The 15,229-nt window shown below is 72.0% G+C and carries 14 protein-coding genes; 4 read left to right on the forward strand and 10 right to left on the reverse strand.

Going from position 1 to position 15,229, the window contains the following annotated elements; genetic code table 11:
* Positions 1-16 precede the first annotated feature (16 nt).
* From OKJ99_RS42220 to cbiE, 8 genes are all read right to left on the reverse strand, one after another.
* Positions 17-526: a SigE family RNA polymerase sigma factor gene (locus tag OKJ99_RS42220; RefSeq protein WP_326023964.1), complete on the reverse strand. Its 510-nt coding sequence runs from the start codon at positions 524-526 to the stop codon at positions 17-19.
* Between the two features lie 94 nt (positions 527-620).
* Positions 621-1,916 (reverse strand): ABC transporter permease, encoded by a 1,296-nt coding sequence (locus OKJ99_RS42225; protein ID WP_407700877.1) that lies wholly within the window; start codon positions 1,914-1,916, stop codon positions 621-623.
* Positions 1,913-2,617 (reverse strand): ABC transporter ATP-binding protein, encoded by a 705-nt coding sequence (locus OKJ99_RS42230; RefSeq protein ID WP_326023965.1) that lies wholly within the window; start codon positions 2,615-2,617, stop codon positions 1,913-1,915. The genes OKJ99_RS42225 and OKJ99_RS42230 overlap by 4 nt, the downstream gene beginning before the upstream one ends.
* On the reverse strand, positions 2,614-4,092 hold the full coding sequence (locus OKJ99_RS42235; protein ID WP_326023966.1) for an efflux RND transporter periplasmic adaptor subunit: 1,479 nt from the start codon (positions 4,090-4,092) through the stop codon (positions 2,614-2,616). The genes OKJ99_RS42230 and OKJ99_RS42235 overlap by 4 nt, the downstream gene beginning before the upstream one ends.
* A gap of 60 nt (positions 4,093-4,152) precedes the next feature.
* The gene (locus OKJ99_RS42240; RefSeq protein WP_326023967.1) at positions 4,153-5,109 is read right to left on the reverse strand and encodes a hypothetical protein; all 957 of its coding nucleotides are present in this window, start codon (positions 5,107-5,109) and stop codon (positions 4,153-4,155) included.
* 130 nt (positions 5,110-5,239) lie between these two features.
* Positions 5,240-5,638: a hypothetical protein gene (locus OKJ99_RS42245; RefSeq protein WP_326023968.1), complete on the reverse strand. Its 399-nt coding sequence runs from the start codon at positions 5,636-5,638 to the stop codon at positions 5,240-5,242.
* Positions 5,639-6,055: 417 nt separating this feature from the next.
* Entirely contained in the window at positions 6,056-6,811 is a 756-nt protein-coding gene (gene cobM, locus OKJ99_RS42250) for a precorrin-4 C(11)-methyltransferase (protein WP_326023969.1), read from the reverse strand.
* Positions 6,808-8,052 carry a precorrin-6y C5,15-methyltransferase (decarboxylating) subunit CbiE gene (gene cbiE, locus OKJ99_RS42255; RefSeq protein ID WP_326023970.1) on the reverse strand — a complete coding sequence of 415 codons (1,245 nt, stop codon included), beginning with the start codon at positions 8,050-8,052 and terminating at the stop codon, positions 6,808-6,810. The genes cobM and cbiE overlap by 4 nt, the downstream gene beginning before the upstream one ends.
* Positions 8,053-8,295: 243 nt before the next feature.
* Here cbiE and OKJ99_RS42260 point away from each other — a divergent pair, with 243 nt between their 5' ends.
* Positions 8,296-10,092 (forward strand): DUF6049 family protein, encoded by a 1,797-nt coding sequence (locus OKJ99_RS42260; RefSeq protein ID WP_326023971.1) that lies wholly within the window; start codon positions 8,296-8,298, stop codon positions 10,090-10,092.
* Here OKJ99_RS42260 and OKJ99_RS42265 read toward each other — a convergent pair whose 3' ends face one another.
* Both OKJ99_RS42265 and OKJ99_RS42270 read right to left on the reverse strand, forming a co-directional pair.
* Complete coding sequence (locus OKJ99_RS42265; protein ID WP_326023972.1) at positions 10,093-11,055, reverse strand: S8 family peptidase; 963 nt, start codon at positions 11,053-11,055, stop codon at positions 10,093-10,095.
* Positions 11,056-11,122: 67 nt separating this feature from the next.
* Complete coding sequence (locus tag OKJ99_RS42270) at positions 11,123-12,061, reverse strand: LysR family transcriptional regulator (RefSeq protein WP_326023973.1); 939 nt, start codon at positions 12,059-12,061, stop codon at positions 11,123-11,125.
* 118 nt (positions 12,062-12,179) lie between these two features.
* On the opposite strand from OKJ99_RS42270, the gene OKJ99_RS42275 reads away from it, so the two are divergent.
* Genes OKJ99_RS42275 through OKJ99_RS42285 form a run of 3 tightly spaced genes read left to right on the forward strand, consistent with a single transcriptional unit; the run spans position 12,180 to position 15,189 of the window.
* Positions 12,180-13,427 (forward strand): MFS transporter, encoded by a 1,248-nt coding sequence (locus OKJ99_RS42275; RefSeq protein WP_326023974.1) that lies wholly within the window; start codon positions 12,180-12,182, stop codon positions 13,425-13,427.
* A 59-nt stretch (positions 13,428-13,486) separates the two neighbouring features.
* Entirely contained in the window at positions 13,487-14,365 is an 879-nt protein-coding gene (locus OKJ99_RS42280; RefSeq protein WP_326023975.1) for a ParA family protein, read from the forward strand.
* A complete protein-coding gene (locus OKJ99_RS42285) occupies positions 14,365-15,189 on the forward strand; it encodes a ParB/RepB/Spo0J family partition protein (protein WP_326023976.1) in 825 nt (274 codons plus the stop codon). Before OKJ99_RS42280 ends, OKJ99_RS42285 begins: the two co-directional genes overlap by 1 nt.
* The last annotated feature ends 40 nt before the right edge of the window (positions 15,190-15,229 follow it).

Raw genomic sequence — 15,229 nt, forward strand, 5'->3', positions numbered from 1 at the left:
CCCCTCAGTTCAGTGATCAGTGACTGACGAGAGCGTCGTACTCGCCGCCCAGCGACGCGCGCAGCTGCGCCAGTGCGCGCATGCTGCGGATCCGCACGCTGCCCGCGCTCATCCCCAGGTCCGCGGCCGCCTGCGCGACGCTGCGGTCCTCCCAGTAGCGCAGCACGACCACGGCCCGGTCCTTCGGCGTCAGCTGCGCCAGGGCCCCGGCCAGGGCGATCCGCAGGGCGGGGTCGTGGGACGCCGACGGGTTGTCCGGCAGACGGTCCACGGGCTTCTCGTACGTCCGATGCAGCCGGACATGCGAGAGGTAGGTGCGCATCAGCATGGTGCGCACGTACGCCGGTGGACTGTCCGCCTTGCGGACTCTCCCCCAGGACACGAAGACCTTGCCCAGAGTGGTCTGCACCAGGTCCTCGGCCAGGTGCCAGTCGCCGCAGACGAGGAAGGCGGCACGGAAGAGGCGCGGGCTCACGGCTCGCATGAAGGATTCGATCTCCGCATCCCTACGCGCCGATCCACCCATGGGTCTCCCTCTCCCGACATCGCGTCCGCTCCCACATCAGTCATGACGCCGCGGGCACGGCGCCGCGTTACGCGGCCGGCCGAAGTACTCGGATTTACCGGCGCAATGCCTCCGCCGGCTGGATGCGGGAGGCCCGCCACGCCGGGTAGAGACCGGCCACGAGGCCGGTGACCAGACCGATGACGGGGGCCGCCGCCACCGTCGTCGGATGGACCACGGGCGTCCAGTCGCGTGCGACGGCGACACCCACCACCGTCAGGGTGCCGAGACTGGTGCCGATCAGCCCGCCGAGCGCGCCCAACGCCCCTGATTCCGCGAGGAATTGGAGCGTGATGTGGCCGCCCCGCGCGCCGAGCGCCCGGCGCAGCCCGATCTCCCCGGTCCGTTCGAGGACGGCGACCAGGGTGGTGTTGGCGATGCCCACCGCCCCGATCACCAGACAGATCGCGGCGAGCAGCAGGAAGAGCTGCTGAAGGTCCGACGTCACGTGAGAACGCAGCGTCTTGGGGTCGGGCGGCGGCTGGGCCTTGAAGTACTCGGGGTGGTCGGGGCGCAGCGCGGTCGGCGCCACCTTCGCGACCTGCTGCGCCGCACCGATCTTCGTGGCGACGAGCATCTTCGCGCCGCCCGCGCCGGGTTCGCCCCACAGCTTCACCGCGGTGGAGCGGGGGACCACGACCGACAGCAGCAGATCGGCCTTGCGCTTCACGTCGTCGATGATGCCCACCACGGTGAACGGCTGGTCCCCGATGAAGATCGCGGGGTGCGTCTCCAGCGTCGTGATGCCGAGCCGCGAGGCCATCCCGGCCCCGATCATGACGACGGGCTGCGCCGTGCGCTCCGCGTAGGCGTCGTACACCCGGCCCTGCGCCACGTGCGGGACCGCCGCCTCGATGACGCCGGGCGACGCGGCGACGATGTCCGCGCGTTCGCCCGACGAGGCGTCGCCGACCGGCGAGGCGCGGATCGTCGCGTCGGTGCCGCGGGTGTCGACCGTCCAGTAGACACCCGCGTGTTCGACACCGGGCAGCCGCTCGACCCGGGCGTCGGAATCGTGCGGGAACGCGAGGTGGACGAACTCGTTCTGCTCGATGCCGATGTCCTCGACGTCGACCTCGGTCGCGGTCAGGATGTTGAAGCGTTCGTCGATCTGGGACGACGTGGTGGCGGTCAGCCCGAGGATCGCCACGAAGGTGCCCACCCCGAGGACCGTGCCGAGCGCGGTGAGCGCCGAGCGCGCGGGCCGCTGCAACATGCCGGCCACGGACTCGCCCAGCAGATCGCGGGGGGCGAGGACGGAGGGGGCGACGGGACCCGCGCTCCGGCGTGCGCCGAGGAATCGGCCCCACGGCCTGCGCGCGGAACGGCTCCGTGATCCGCGCCGGTTCACGAGGCGGCCACCTGCTCGTGGAGGACCCCGTCGCGGATGGCGACCGTGCGTGCGCCCCGTGCGGCGACGGTGGGGTCGTGGGTGATGACCAGGACCGTCATCCCCGCTCCGTGCAGCTCTTCGAGGAGCCCGAGGACCGATTCCGCGTTCTTGCTGTCCAGGTTGCCGGTCGGCTCGTCGCAGAGCAGCAGCGAGGGACGGGAGACCAGGGCGCGGGCGATCGCGACGCGCTGGCGTTCCCCGCCGGACAGCCGGGTGGGCAGGGAGTCGACGCGGTGTCCGAGGCCGACCCGCTCCAGGGCCTGGCGGGCGCGGTCCGCGCGCTCGGCGCGCGGCGTGCCGTTGTAGACCATGGCGAGCAGCACGTTCTCGGACGCACTGCGGTGCGGCAGCAGATGGAAGGACTGGAAGACGAACCCGATGCGGCGGCCGCGCAGCGCGGTGCGGTCGCCGTCCCTGAGCGTGCCGATGTCGATGCCGTCGAGCAGGTACGTGCCCTCGGTGGGCGCGTCGAGCAGTCCCACGATGTTCAGGAAGGTCGACTTCCCGGATCCGGACGGGCCGATCACGGTGACGAACTCGCCCTCCTCGATGCGGATGTCGCAGGGCCGGAAGGCCGGTACCGGCGGCGGGCCCGGATAGGTGAGGCCCACCTGACGGAACTCGATGACGGGGGCGTCCGCCCGCTCGGCGGGGGTCATCGCCCGGCCCCGGTGGCGGCCTGCTTCACTCCGGTGACCACTTCGTCGCCCTCGGCGAGCCGTTCCCCGGCGGCCGGGGTGACCGCGACGAACCCGTCGCCCGACGTGCCCGTCCGGACCTCTACCCGGCGCTGTGTGCCACCCTTTTGACGGACCGTCACCACGGTGCTGCCGTCCCCGGCGGAGGAGATCGCCGTCACCGGCACCACCAGCGCCTTGCCCTTCGTGGACGCCGCTTCGACGGTCAGCCTGACGTCCTGCCCCACCGTGTCACCGGGCAGCGTCTTGTCCGCGGTGACCACCATCAGATAGCCCTGCGCCGCGCTGTCGCCGCCGGAACCCGAACCCGAGCCCGAACCGGCGCCTTCGCCGGAACCGGCATCGGTCCCGGTGGCCCCCTGCGTCCCCGCGCCGTCCTGCGCGGCGGCCATGGTGTCCGCCACCGAGCGGACCGAGGCGGTCGTCGTGAACCCCGTCGCCTCCGCGCGGATCTCCACCTTCTGCCCGGCCCTGACCAGCCCCTTCTGGGACTCCTGAAGGTAACCGTCGACGGCGAGCCTGCCCGCGGAGACCGTCATCACCTTGCCGGTGGCCGTCGAGCCGAGCACCGCGTTCACGCTGTCGACGCGGGCCGGGAAGCCGGACAGATACACGACCTCCGACGCGGGCAGCATGGGCCCCGCCGCCACCTGCGCGCGCTCCAGCCTGCTCCGCGCCCGCGCGAGGTCCTCCGCCGCCCGGTCCACGGCCTTGCGGGTCTCGTCGTCGGCGTGCTTGTCACGGGCGTCCTTGGCGTCCTCCCACGCGCGGTCGGCCTCGGTGACGGCGTCCTGGGCGGACTGCACCGTCGCGGCGCCGTCGCTCTGCGCGGACACCGGGCTGTAGCCGATCGACGCGTAGAAGGCGGCGAGCGCGCTCTTGGTCCCCGCCCCGAACGTCCCCTCGGTGTCGCTTCCGGTCGCGTGCCCCAACCCCGCGAGGGCTCCCTGGAGTTGGGCGACGTCGGCGCCCTTCGAGCCCGGCTTGAGGTCGCGGTAGACGGGCACCTTGCCCTTGAGCGCGAACACCGGGCGGCCGGAGATCTCGGTCAGGACCTGCCCGGCCCGAATCCGGGTGCCCACCGGCTTGGGCGCCTTGGTGACCACGGAGCCGGTCGTGCCCTCCGTGCCGCCACCGGCCGGGGACACGTCGACGGTCTGCCCGGCCACCACCGTGCCCCGCAGGATCACGGAGTCCTTCAGCACCCGCTTCTCCACCGGAGCGGTCAGTACGGCCTCGGCCGGCGCCTTCGCGTCCGCCGCGGCCTGCGCGGGGGACTTCACGACGAACGAGGCTGCGATCCCGGCCCCGGTCAGCAGCACCGCCGCCGCGGCCACGACCGCCACCCACTTCCGCTTCCGCGACAGGCCCCTGTCCGCGGCGACGAGGGGTTCCTCGGGCGTCAACCGGCGTGCGTGTTGTGCTGGTTGGGACACGGAACCTCTCCAGGCCGAGCGAACTCTTCGACTGCTTGACGCTTCGGGAGCACCCCGGCGTTACGAGACCTCGGCCATCAGCTTGAGCTGCTTCTCCTTGGCCTTCTTCGCCTCGGAGAGGGCCTGCGCGTCCTGCTCGATCATCTGGTCCTGGTAGGCGACCTCGACGGTGTACCAGGTTCCGACGACGTTGTACTTGGTCTTGCAGGCGACGTCCGCCGACGCGACCCGGCGCTCCTTGGCGGTGGCGACGGTGGCCTTCTGCCACGCGGGGTCGTCCCCGGCCTTCATCGGGTCGGCGTAGGCATAGCCCTGCTTCTTCATGCAGGCCGACCACTTCGCGAAGACGGCACGGACGCGTTCGTCGTCGTAGGACTTGGCCCAGCTGTCCGTGTTGACCTTGTTGGCGGTCGCGTCGCCGCCGTAGGACTGCGACCCGGAGGCCCCGAGCTTCGTCCTCGCCTCCCCGATGCAGCCACCGGCCGGGACCTTCTTGCCCTGGTAGTCCTGACCGCCCTTCGCGGCGGTGGATCCGGGCTTCACGTTCGGGTCGTCGGTGCCGGTCAGCACCATGTTGGCGGTCCGGCTCAGCTCCTGCGGCTTGGTCCGCCGTGCCGTCTTCTCCGAGCCGGCCGGCTTGTACCCGTGGGTGGCGACGGCGTCGGCGTCCGTCACGCCGTACCGGAACTGCGTACGACTCTTGGGGTGGAACGCCTGCTCCGCCGCGGGCACCCGGTAGGCGATGCCGAAGTGCTCCATGCACCGCTCGCGCAGCGTGAACTCGGCCTGCTGCATCTTTTCGAGCTGGTCGTCGCTCATCAGGTACGCGTCGATGGGCAGCGACTTGTCCGTGACCGAGGTCAGTTTCGGCACGGAGGCGACCTTGGGGGTGCCCGTGCCGCCCTCTGACGACGCGTTCGCCGATCCGTCCCCGTCGTCACTGCATCCGGCCACCAGCGTGACGGCGAGCGTCGCGCCGAGTAAGGCGAGGGGGAGGCGGAAGTTGCTGGTGCGCATGGTGATGAACGTCCTTGACCTGATCGATGTTCGGCGAAGAGTGAACTCGCTAGACTTCTGGCCGCGGAGGTGCGCTGCCCAGCTGCATTGGGCAGCGCACCTCTTGCTCAACTTGCCAGGAGCGGTCGGCCTAGTAGAACTTGCCCGACGCGTTCTCGTTCTTCAGCGAACTGTTCAGGTTCGCCGCCCCACCGGCCGCGATCGACTGCGACGTGCCCGCGTAGTTGCTGTTGTAGTACATGCGGATTCCGTTGTAGAAGTCCCAGTTGTCGACGGACGCGGTGTTGTTCTTGACCGCGACTCCGGCGCCGGCACTGCCCGAGGCACTCGCGCTGAAGTAGTAGCCCGAGTAGTTGGGGATGTTGAAGTACTGCCGGTAGAAGGCGCCGGAGTAGTTGCTGTTGTAGTACAGGCAGGCGTAGCCGCTGGTGCAGGACTCCGCCGCCATGGCCGTACCCGACGTGCTGAGGGCGGTACCGACGCCGGCCAGGGCGACCGCCGAGGCGACGGCCAGATTTCTGAGGCGCATGGACTTCCTTTCAGGGTGTCTGGAAAGCAGGAAACGAGCAGCCGACAGCGGTCGCGTTCCGGTCACCAACTGCCCGCTGAGAAAGGGCTGTTGGGTACGTTCGATCGACTCGAATCGCTTCGACCGCCGCGGCTCGGCCCGAAACCTAACTCCACCGGCACCCCGGGAGCGAGATCCACTTTCCCCGTGGCCAGAAACCGGCTGTCCGGCACGCGGTGCCATCCCCCGCGAGGCCACCGCGCGCGCGAAAGGGCACGTCAGCGACCTCGGTCCAGACCAATCCCGGGAGAACGCCGCAGCCGCGCCCTGTTCGCGAAACGGACTAAATAATCATGTATCGCACAGCGGAGGGAATTCCTCCACCAAACGGCCCGTTGGCAATCTTGACCGGTTTTGAACGCTCACTGCTCCCCTGCGCTACACCTCTGAACAATCGCGGTCGCGCTCCGTCGAGTACAGGTGGCTGTCCCTGAACTGCGAAGCACCCAGCGTGCGGCCCACGATGATCACAGCCGTCCGCAGCACACCCGACGCCTTCACCTGGTCCGCGATGTCGGCGAGAGTGCCGCGCAGGACCAGTTCGTTCTCGCGGCTGGCGTAGGCGACGACCGCGGCGGGGCAGTCCGCGCCGTAGTGCGGAGTCAGCTCCGCCACGATCCGGTCCACGTAGCGCGCGCCCAGGTGCAGGACGAGGAGCGCGCCGCTCGCGCCGAACGTCGCCAGGTCCTCGCCGGGGGGCATCGGCGTCGCCTGCTGGGCGATACGGGTCAGGATCACCGTCTGGCCGACCGTGGGCACCGTCAGTTCGCGCTTCAGCGCCGCTGCCGCCGCCGCGAACGCCGGGACCCCGGGCACCATCTCGTACGGGATGCCGAGCGCGTCCAGGCGGCGCATCTGCTCCGCCACCGCGGAGAACACCGACGGGTCGCCGGAGTGCAGGCGGGCCACGTCGTGGCCCGCCTCGTGCGCCGCCGCGAACTCCCGCTCGATGGCGTCGAGGTCGAGGTTGGCCGTGTCGATGAGCTTCGCGTCCGGCGGGCATTCGGCGAGGAGTTCGGCCGGTACCAGCGAACCCGCGTACAGGCACACCTGGCAGTCGGCGAGCGTGCGCGCGCCGCGGACCGTGATCAGGTCGGCGGCGCCGGGGCCCGCCCCGATGAAATAGACCGTCATGCCTGTCCAACCCCTGTCTTCGTTACGGACCATTGCGTGACGGGCATCGCCTGCCGCCACCCCGTGAAACCGCCGACCGGCACCGCGTGCGCGACGGACAGCTTCACCAGCTCGCCACCGTGGCTCCGGTACCAGGTGGCGAGCAGCGCCTCGGATTCGAGGGTGACCGTGTTCGCCACCAGGCGGCCGCCCGGCGCGAGCGCCGCCCAGCAGGCGTCGAGCAGACCGGAGGCCGTGAGACCACCACCGATGAACACCGCGTCGGGCGCCGGGAGTTCGGCCAGCGCCTCCGGTGCGGGACCGGTGACGACCGTCAGACCCGGCACCCCGAGCCGCGCCGCGTTCCGCTCGATGCGGGCCGCGCGCTCCGCGTCCCGCTCCACGGCGTACGCGCGGCAGGACGGGTGCGTGCGCATCCACTCGATGCCGATCGAGCCCGAACCGCCGCCGATGTCCCACAACAGTTCCCCGGGGGCGGGCGCGAGCGCGGCGAGGGTCGCGGCGCGCACGTGGCGCTTGGTGAGCTGGCCGTCGTGCTCGTACGCGGCGTCGGGCAGGCCCGGCGCCGCGCCGAGGCGGAGGGCGTCGGGGGCGCGGCGGCAGTCGACCGCGATCACGTTCAGCGGGTCGCCGGGCGCGTGCGTCCAGGCCTCTGCCACCCCTTCGTACGATGTCTCGTCCTCGGCGCCGAGCCGCTCCAGGACCGTCAGCCGGCTCGGCCCGAAGCCCCGCTCGGTCAGCAGCTTCGCGACCTCGGCGGGGGTGTCCGCGCCCGCGGAGAGGACGAGGACGTGGCGGCCGTGGTGCAGCGCGGCGGCGAGCCGGTCGGCCGGGCGGCCCACCAGCGTGACCACCTCGGTCTCCTCGACGGGCCGGCCGAGCCGCGCGCAGGCGTAGGACACGGAGGACGGGTGCGGCAGGACGTACAGCGCGGCGGCGCCGACGGTTTCGACGAGCGTGCGGCCGATCCCGTAGAACATCGGGTCACCGCTGGCCAGAACGGCGACGCGGCGCCCCTCATAGCGCGCCAGGAGACCCGGCACGGCGGGCCGCAACGGCGAGGGCCAGGGGACGCGCTCGCCCGTGCACTCCTGGGGGAGCAGGTCGAGTTGGCGGGGGCCACCGATGACCGCGTCCGCGGCACGGAGTGCCTCACGGGACGCCTCCGGCAGGCCGGGCCAGCCGTCCGCACCGATTCCGACGACGGTCACCCTCTGGGGGGCCGGGTTCGCGGGGGTCACTGCCAGATACCTCGGAGCGTCAAGAGCGTCAACATCGAAGCCGCACTCTATCGGGGGACACAGACGGGACATTCGAAGCCCTGTGGTGATTGAGCACTTCAAGCCCCTGCGGCGATTGAGCAGCGGGGTCCGGGGCGGAGCCCCGAGGCGTGAGCGACTCGCCGCGTACACGTCCGGTCCCCCCTACCACCTCAGCCACCGTGTTACCTCAGAGCGATCGGCATCTCCGGGAGGCAGGACGACATGGCGGGAAACGGGACGGCACGGGCCTGGGTCGTGACCGCCGCGGCGATCGCGGCCACAACCCTCCCCGGCACCACGCCGGAGGCATCCGCGGACGACCCCGCACAGGCCGCCGTCGTCTGGCCGGTGACCGCGACCCCGCACATGACGGCGGCCGCCCTCGGCTCGGGGTCGAACGCGAAGCCCGTCTTCGACGACGACTCGCTCGCCGGCCTGTTCGCGCCCGGCGGCCGGCTGCGCGAGGTCGTCGACGCGGGCAAGGGCCGCGACGTCAGCTGGGTGCTGGACCCGGACGTGGTGATCGCCGCGCAGGAGATGTCCACCGGCTACCGCGTCGCGAAGAACGCCGACTCCGCCTCCCCGCAGGACACCACCGAGGGCACGGGACAGGGCGCGGCCCGCGCCTGGCTCAGCGCGCTGCGGGAGGCGGTGAAGGGCCGCGAGGTCTGGCTCCTCCCGTACGCCGACACGGACCTCGCCTCGCTCGCCCACCACCCCGGCACCGACACCGACGACCTCACGGAGGTCGTGTCCGGGCTCGCGGCCGACGCGAAGAAGCGGGTCGACCGGATCCTCGGCACCGGCACCCACGCCGGGCTCGGCTGGCCCGCCGACGGCGCGCTCGACTCCGACGTGACCGCGCTCGGCGCCAAGCTGGGCGTGACGCGGGTCCTCGCCTCGGGCCAGGGGCTCACGCCCACGGGCGCCGACCCGGTGACCGTGGGCAGCGGCGACGACGCGATGACGGCGCTGCCCTACGAGGCCGACCTCACGACCGCGCTCGGCCGGATCAAGGACCAGGCGCCCGCCCCCACTCCCTCCGCGACGCAGTCGCCTTCGCCTTCACCTTCGCCCGGCGACTCCACGTCGTCCCCGAGCCCGAGCGCCTCCGCGAGCCCCGACACCGCCGACAAGGACACCGTCGAGCACGTCGCCGCGCTCCTGAAGGCGAACGCCCGCCCGGTCCTCGTACCGCCCCGCAATCTGTCGGGCACGGCGGCGGACGCGCTCGGTTCCGCCATCGACGCCGGCACCGAGGACGGCTGGCTCGACCTCCAGGACCTCCGCGCGGCCGACGACGACCCGGTGGAGGGAAGGGCCGGGTCCCCGTCCGCGTACCCCTCACGGCTGCGCGACAGCGAGCTCGGCAAGGACCAGCTGACCGACGCCGCGGGCGACCTGGACCGGCTCGCGACGCTCAGCAAGGTGCTCGCCGACCCGAAGGACACCACGGAGTCCGTGCACGCGGCGATGGCGCGCGCCCTGGCCACCGCCTGGCGGGTCGAGGAGGACTCGGCGCAGCGGACCTTCCAGGAACGCACGACGGCCTTCCTGTCGACGTCGGTGACCTCGCTGCGCCTGGTGCCGAAGACCACCGTCACCGTCACGTCGGGCGACGCCTCGATCCCGGTCACGGTCGACAACGCGCTCCAGCAGGAGGTCTCCGGGCTCGAACTGCGCGTCACGTCCAGCGACTCCGAGCGGCTCAGGGTCAACGACGACGAGATCTCCGTGTCGGCCGAGGGCTCGGCGAGCCACACCTCCCAGATCGACGTCACCGCGAAGGCCAACGGCAAGGCGCATCTGACGGCCCAGCTCTACACGACGAGCGACGGCAGGCCGTGGGGCGAGGAGATGACCTTCGAGGTCGACGTGACGTCGGTGTCGTCCGGGGCGATCGCCGTGGTGGCGGCGGGCGTCGGGCTCATCGTCCTGGCCGCGGTGTTCCGGATGCGCCGGGTCCGCAGACGCAACGGGAACGGGAACGGCCAGGACGAGAGCGCCCACAGCGACTGATTACGAGTCCTTGTCCGCCTTCTTCACCGCCGCCTCCGCGTCCACGATGCCGAGGCCGAGCTTGTCGTTCTTCTTCGGGTTGGTGGCCGTCCCCCGGACCGTGGAGATGATCTCGTCGGGGTCGAGCCCCTGGTGGTGCAGGAGCGCCGCGAGCGCGGAGACGTAGGGCGCGGCCATCGACGTACCGGAGAGCTTCCCGTAGCCGGACGTGTCCTTCAGGGTCTCCTTCGTCGTGTACGTCGGCAGCGTGGAGAGGATGTCCTCACCGGGCGCCGAAACGGCCTGCTCCGCACCGAAGTTGGAGAAGCTCGCCGCGGTGCCCTTCTCGGTGCTGGCGCCGACGACGAGGACCGGTGTCTGCACCTTGTACGGCTGGGTGTCCGCGCCGTCGTTGCCGGCCGCGGCGACGACGACCGCGCCCTTGTCGTGGGCGTGCTGGATGGCCTGGTTGAGGATGCCGCCCTGGAGCAGCTTCGTCATCAGGACGCCCTCGCCGAGGGAGAGGTTGATGACGTCGGCGCCGTGGTCGGCGGCCCAGACGATGCCCTTGGTGATGTTGCCGTTGGACCCGGAGCCGTTCGCGCCGAGCACCCGCACCGGCATGATCTTGGCGCCGGGGGCGCCGCCCGCGACACCGACGCCGTTGTCGGTGTGGGCGGCGGCGATGCCGGAGACGTGCGTGCCATGGCCGTTGAGGTCCTTGGGATCGTCGTCGCCGTCGACGAAGTCGTAGCCGTCGACGATCCTGCCCTTGAGGTCGGGGTGGTCGGTGGCGACGCCCGAGTCGACGACGGCGATCACCGTGTCGTCGCCCTTCGACGTGTCCCAGGCGGCCGGCAGTTTCATCGCGTCGAGGGCCCACTGGTCCTTCCGCATGGGGTCGGGCTTGCTGTCGTCCCCGCAGGCGGTCAGGAGCAGGAGGCTGGCGACGGTGGCGGCGACGAGCGGTGTACGGATACGCATGGTCCGAGCCTGCGGGCCCGCGCCGCCTCACGCATGTGGTGGCCAGCCGTGTGGGCTACCCCCACCGTCATCGCGCCCACCCGGGCGTCCAGAAGTCGCCGGAGCCGTCCTCCTGCCGCTCGTACCGGTCCGTCAGATACGTCAGGAGCGCCGCGAGTCCGGGGTGCCGGTTGTCGGCCCGCCACAGCAGCGACAGCGGGTAGAGCGGCGTCGGACGGCGTACGGGGATGAACCGGAGCTCGATGTCGGCGGGGCGTGTGAGGGGCGTGCGGGTGCCCATGATGGTGGCCACGTCGTCCGCCGCCGCGACCGTCCGCAGCAGGTGGCCGCCGCCGAAGGTGGTGCCGCCCACGTCGATGGTGAGGCCGAAGGCGCGCTCCAACTCCTCGTAGTACGCGGCCCATTCGCTGCCCTTGACCATGCCGGGCATCCAGATCCGGTGCCCGGCCAGCTCGGCGGGCGTGACCTCGGCCCGGTCCGCCAGGGGGTGCGCCGCGCCGGTGACGAGGATGGCCGGCTCGTCGATGACGCGGGCGCTGCGCACCTCGTGCGGCAGCCCGTCCTCGGGCACGGCGCGCGTCCAGAACGCGGCGTCCACGCCCCCTTCCCGTACGGACGCGAGCGCGGCCCGCCCGCCGTGGCCGAGGGCGACGACGTCGAGCGGGAGGTGCGGGTGGGCCTGGTGGAAGTCCTGCACGACCCCGTTGGTGATCACGTTGGCGCCGAGCACATCGATGCGCAGGGGCCGCCGCCCGCCCCGTACGGAGTCGGCGGCCCGCTCCGCCGCCGCGAGCAGCTCCCGGGCGTGCGGCAGGAAGGTCCCGCCGTCGAGGGTGAGCCGGGCCCCACGCGGTGTCCGCGTGAACAGGCGCACGCCGAGCTCCCGCTCCAGGGCGGCGACGCGCTTGGAGGCGGCCTGCTGGGTGATGCCGAGCTCGGCGGCGGCGATCTGGATCTGCCCCTCGTCGGCGACGGCGACGAAGGTGCGTACGTTCTGGAGGTCCACGGGGTGCACGACACCTATACAACCATTGGTTGTACGGATGCGGGTGTCGGTTGTTTGCCGTGGCATGCCACCGGCCGCTTGTATCGCCTGGTCAGCACGGCGGGCGGGAGGGCGGGACATGCGGCTCGGGCGGGATTTCGGGTGGCTGTGGGCCGCCTTCGCGGTGAGCACCGCCGGTTCCTGGCTCGCGCTCGACGCGTTCCAGCTGATCGCCGTGCTGGTGCTGCACAGCGGCGCCGCGCAGGTGTCGTTCCTGGCGGCGGCCGGGCTCGCGGTCGGCGCGCTGCTCGCGGTGCCGCTCGGGCCGTGGATCGAGTTCCGGCGCAAGCGGCCCGCGATGGTCCTCTCGGACCTGGTGCGCTGCGCGGCCCTGCTCACGCTGCCCCTCGCGTACGTCCTCGACGCGCTCACCTTCACCCAGCTCGTCCTGGTCTCCGTGGTCGTGGCCGCCGCCGACATCGTGTTCCGGGCGGCGAGCGGCGCCCACCTCAAGGCGCTCGTCCCGGACGCGGGGCTGCTGGCGGCCAATGCCCGGTTCGAGTCGACGCAGTGGACCGCCACGGCCGTCGGACCGCCGCTCGGCGGCGCGCTGATCGGCGCCTTCGGGCCGCTGACGACGGTCCTCCTGGACGCGGTGAGCTACGTCCTGTCGGCGGTGGGCGTACGCGCCATCCGGGCCCCCGAGCCGAAACCCGCGAGCGGCACGACCGGCGGCCGGTTCAAGGCCTTCAACGCCGCCGACATCGCCGAGGGCTGGCGCCACTTGTGGCGGCAGCCGCGGCTTCGCGCCCTGTTCCTCAACAACAGCCTGGTGAACGCCCTGATCATGGTGGGCGCCCCGCTCATGGCGGTGCTGCTCCTCGACGACCTGGGGCTGACCCCCTGGCAGTACGGCCTGGTCTTCGGGGTCCCGTGCCTGGGCGGGCTCGCCGGCTCCCGGCTCACCGGGCCGCTGGTGCGGCGGTACGGAGAGCGGCGGGTGCTCCTCGTGAGCGGGACGGCCCGGGCGTGCTGGCCGATCGGGCTCGCGTTCGTGGGGCCCGGCGTCGCGGGGATGCTCGTGGTGGTCTTCGTGGAGTTCGGCCTCATCACCTGCTGCGCCGTCTTCAACCCGGTCATGGCGGCCGAGCGGCTGCGGCTCACGGACGACGACCGGGTGGCCCGCGTGCTGTCCGCCTGGACCGTCACCCAGCGGGCCGTCACCGCCGCGCTGACGCTGGTGTGGGGTGCCTTCGCCGCGCTGATCGGGACGCGCGGGGCGCTCGCGCTCGCCGGAGTGCTGCTGCTCGCGACGCCCCTGCTGCTGCGCGGCCTGCGCTCCCCGGCGTGTACACCCCGCCCCGCGGCGCCCACGCTGCCAGAGTGACCACGAACAACCGCCCCAAATGCGCCGGATGTTCCGGTTCATGGAGTTAGGGAGTTTTCGTGGCACACGTACACGTGATCCTCAATCAGAAAGGCGGCGTGGGTAAGTCCACGCTCGCCGTGAACCTCGCCGCCGTCACCGCCGACGTGCTCGGCGCGGGCGCCCCCGACGCCGAGCGGCCGCCCGTCGTCGCCGTCTCCATCGACCCGCAGGGCTCGGCCGTGTGGTGGTCGGAGCGGGTCGGCGACGGCCTCCCCTTCGACTTCGTGCAGGCCCACGACGACCTCTCGGGGCTCGCCGCGCTCTCCCGGATCCCGTCCGCCGAGCACGTCTTCGTCGACACCCCGGGCTGGCTCGACCTCGCCGACGACGACGGCGACGACCCCCTCGGCAAGGGCGCGGCGGCGGACGCCCTGCGCGCGGTGCTCTCCAACGCCACCGACGTCATCGTCCCCATCGAGCCGGAGCCGCTCGGCTTCCAGCCCACGCAGCGCACGGTGGAGCGCGTCGTGAAGCCGCGCGGACTGCCCTTCCGCGTGGTCATCAACAACTGGGACCCGCGCGACGGCAAGGCCGACCTGGCACAGACCCGCAAGTTCGTCGAGGCGCAGGACTGGCCGCTCGCGCGCACCGTCGTACGCCACTACAAGCTGCACACGCGGGCCAGCGCGGACGGCCTCGTCGTCACGCAGTACGGCGCCAACAAGGTCGCGATGCAGGCCCGCGAGGACTTCTTCCGGCTCGCCCTGGAAGTGGGCCTCGCCGCGATCCCGGCCCCGACCCGGAGCAAGAAGACCTCCCGTACGAAGCCCGCCGCGAAGACCGCCACGGCCGCGGAGACCAGCGCTGCCACGAAGACCAGCACAGCCGCCAAGACCAGCGCTGCCGCCAAGACGGCCAGGACCGCCAAGGCCACGAAGAAGAAGGTGAACATCTGATGGGGCGCCGTACCGACCTGTCCTCGCTCCTGTCCTCCGAGAAGGGGACCGCCGAGGAGCAGGCCGCGGCGCCCGCCCAGCGCAGACGCCCCGACACCAAGCCGCTCACCGTCCCGATCGGCGACCTCACCGAGAACCCGGACAACCCGCGCCACGAGCTGCGCGACCTCGACGGGCTCGCCGAGACGGTGCGCGAGCGCGGCGTCCTCCAGGCCCTCGGCGTCGTCTCCGCCGCCGTCTTCCTCGCGGCGCACCCGCACCACAAGGAGGCCGTGGGCAAGGCCCCGTACGTCGTCCTGCACGGCCACCGGCGGCTCGCGGCGGCCAGGATGGCGGGCCTCGACGAGGTTCCGGTCCTGGTCAGGGACGATGCGACGCGTTCCGACGAGGACGCGCTGATCGAGAACGTGCAGCGCGACGACCTCACGGAACTGGAGCAGGCCCAGGCCATCCAGGGCCTGATCACCTCCTACGGCTACTCGCAGCGCCAGGTCGCCGCCCGGATCGGCAAGACGCAGGGCTTCATCTCGCAGCGCCTGTCACTGATGAAGCTGCGCGACGACCTCCAGGAGGCGCTCGCCGACGGCCGCGTCTCCATCGAGGACGCCCGCCGCATCGCCCGCCTCCCGAAGGACGAGCAGATGCTTCCCGGCGAGCCGGACGAGGCCGCGACCGTCCCGGCCGCCCGCAAGGAGAAGCGCGGCCGCGATTACGGCGTAATCAAGATCGACAGCCGGGGCACCCCGGACGATGTGGTCGAGGCGCTGCGCCGGCATCTGGCCCCGGCCACCCTCGACCGGATCATCGAACTGCTCGGCCGATAGTCGGCCGTGTCGTCGATGCGGTCCCCGTGGTCGCTTACCG

The sequence above is a fragment of the Streptomyces endophyticus genome (assembly GCF_035798155.1).
GTDB classification, from domain to species: Bacteria; Actinomycetota; Actinomycetes; order Streptomycetales; family Streptomycetaceae; genus Streptomyces; species Streptomyces endophyticus.

Bases quoted from the DNA above. Each gene is read 5' to 3' on its own strand.
- OKJ99_RS42220 (WP_326023964.1), bottom strand. From the start codon at position 526: ATGGGTGGATCGGCGCGTAGGGATGCGGAGATCGAATCCTTCATGCGA.
- OKJ99_RS42230 (WP_326023965.1), bottom strand. From the start codon at position 2,617: ATGACCCCCGCCGAGCGGGCGGACGCCCCCGTCATCGAGTTCCGTCAG.
- OKJ99_RS42240 (WP_326023967.1), bottom strand. From the start codon at position 5,109: ATGCGCACCAGCAACTTCCGCCTCCCCCTCGCCTTACTCGGCGCGACG.
- OKJ99_RS42245 (WP_326023968.1), bottom strand. From the start codon at position 5,638: ATGCGCCTCAGAAATCTGGCCGTCGCCTCGGCGGTCGCCCTGGCCGGC.
- cobM (WP_326023969.1), bottom strand. From the start codon at position 6,811: ATGACGGTCTATTTCATCGGGGCGGGCCCCGGCGCCGCCGACCTGATC.
- OKJ99_RS42260 (WP_326023971.1), top strand. From the start codon at position 8,296: ATGGCGGGAAACGGGACGGCACGGGCCTGGGTCGTGACCGCCGCGGCG.
- OKJ99_RS42265 (WP_326023972.1), bottom strand. From the start codon at position 11,055: ATGCGTATCCGTACACCGCTCGTCGCCGCCACCGTCGCCAGCCTCCTG.
- OKJ99_RS42275 (WP_326023974.1), top strand. From the start codon at position 12,180: ATGCGGCTCGGGCGGGATTTCGGGTGGCTGTGGGCCGCCTTCGCGGTG.
- OKJ99_RS42285 (WP_326023976.1), top strand. From the start codon at position 14,365: ATGGGGCGCCGTACCGACCTGTCCTCGCTCCTGTCCTCCGAGAAGGGG.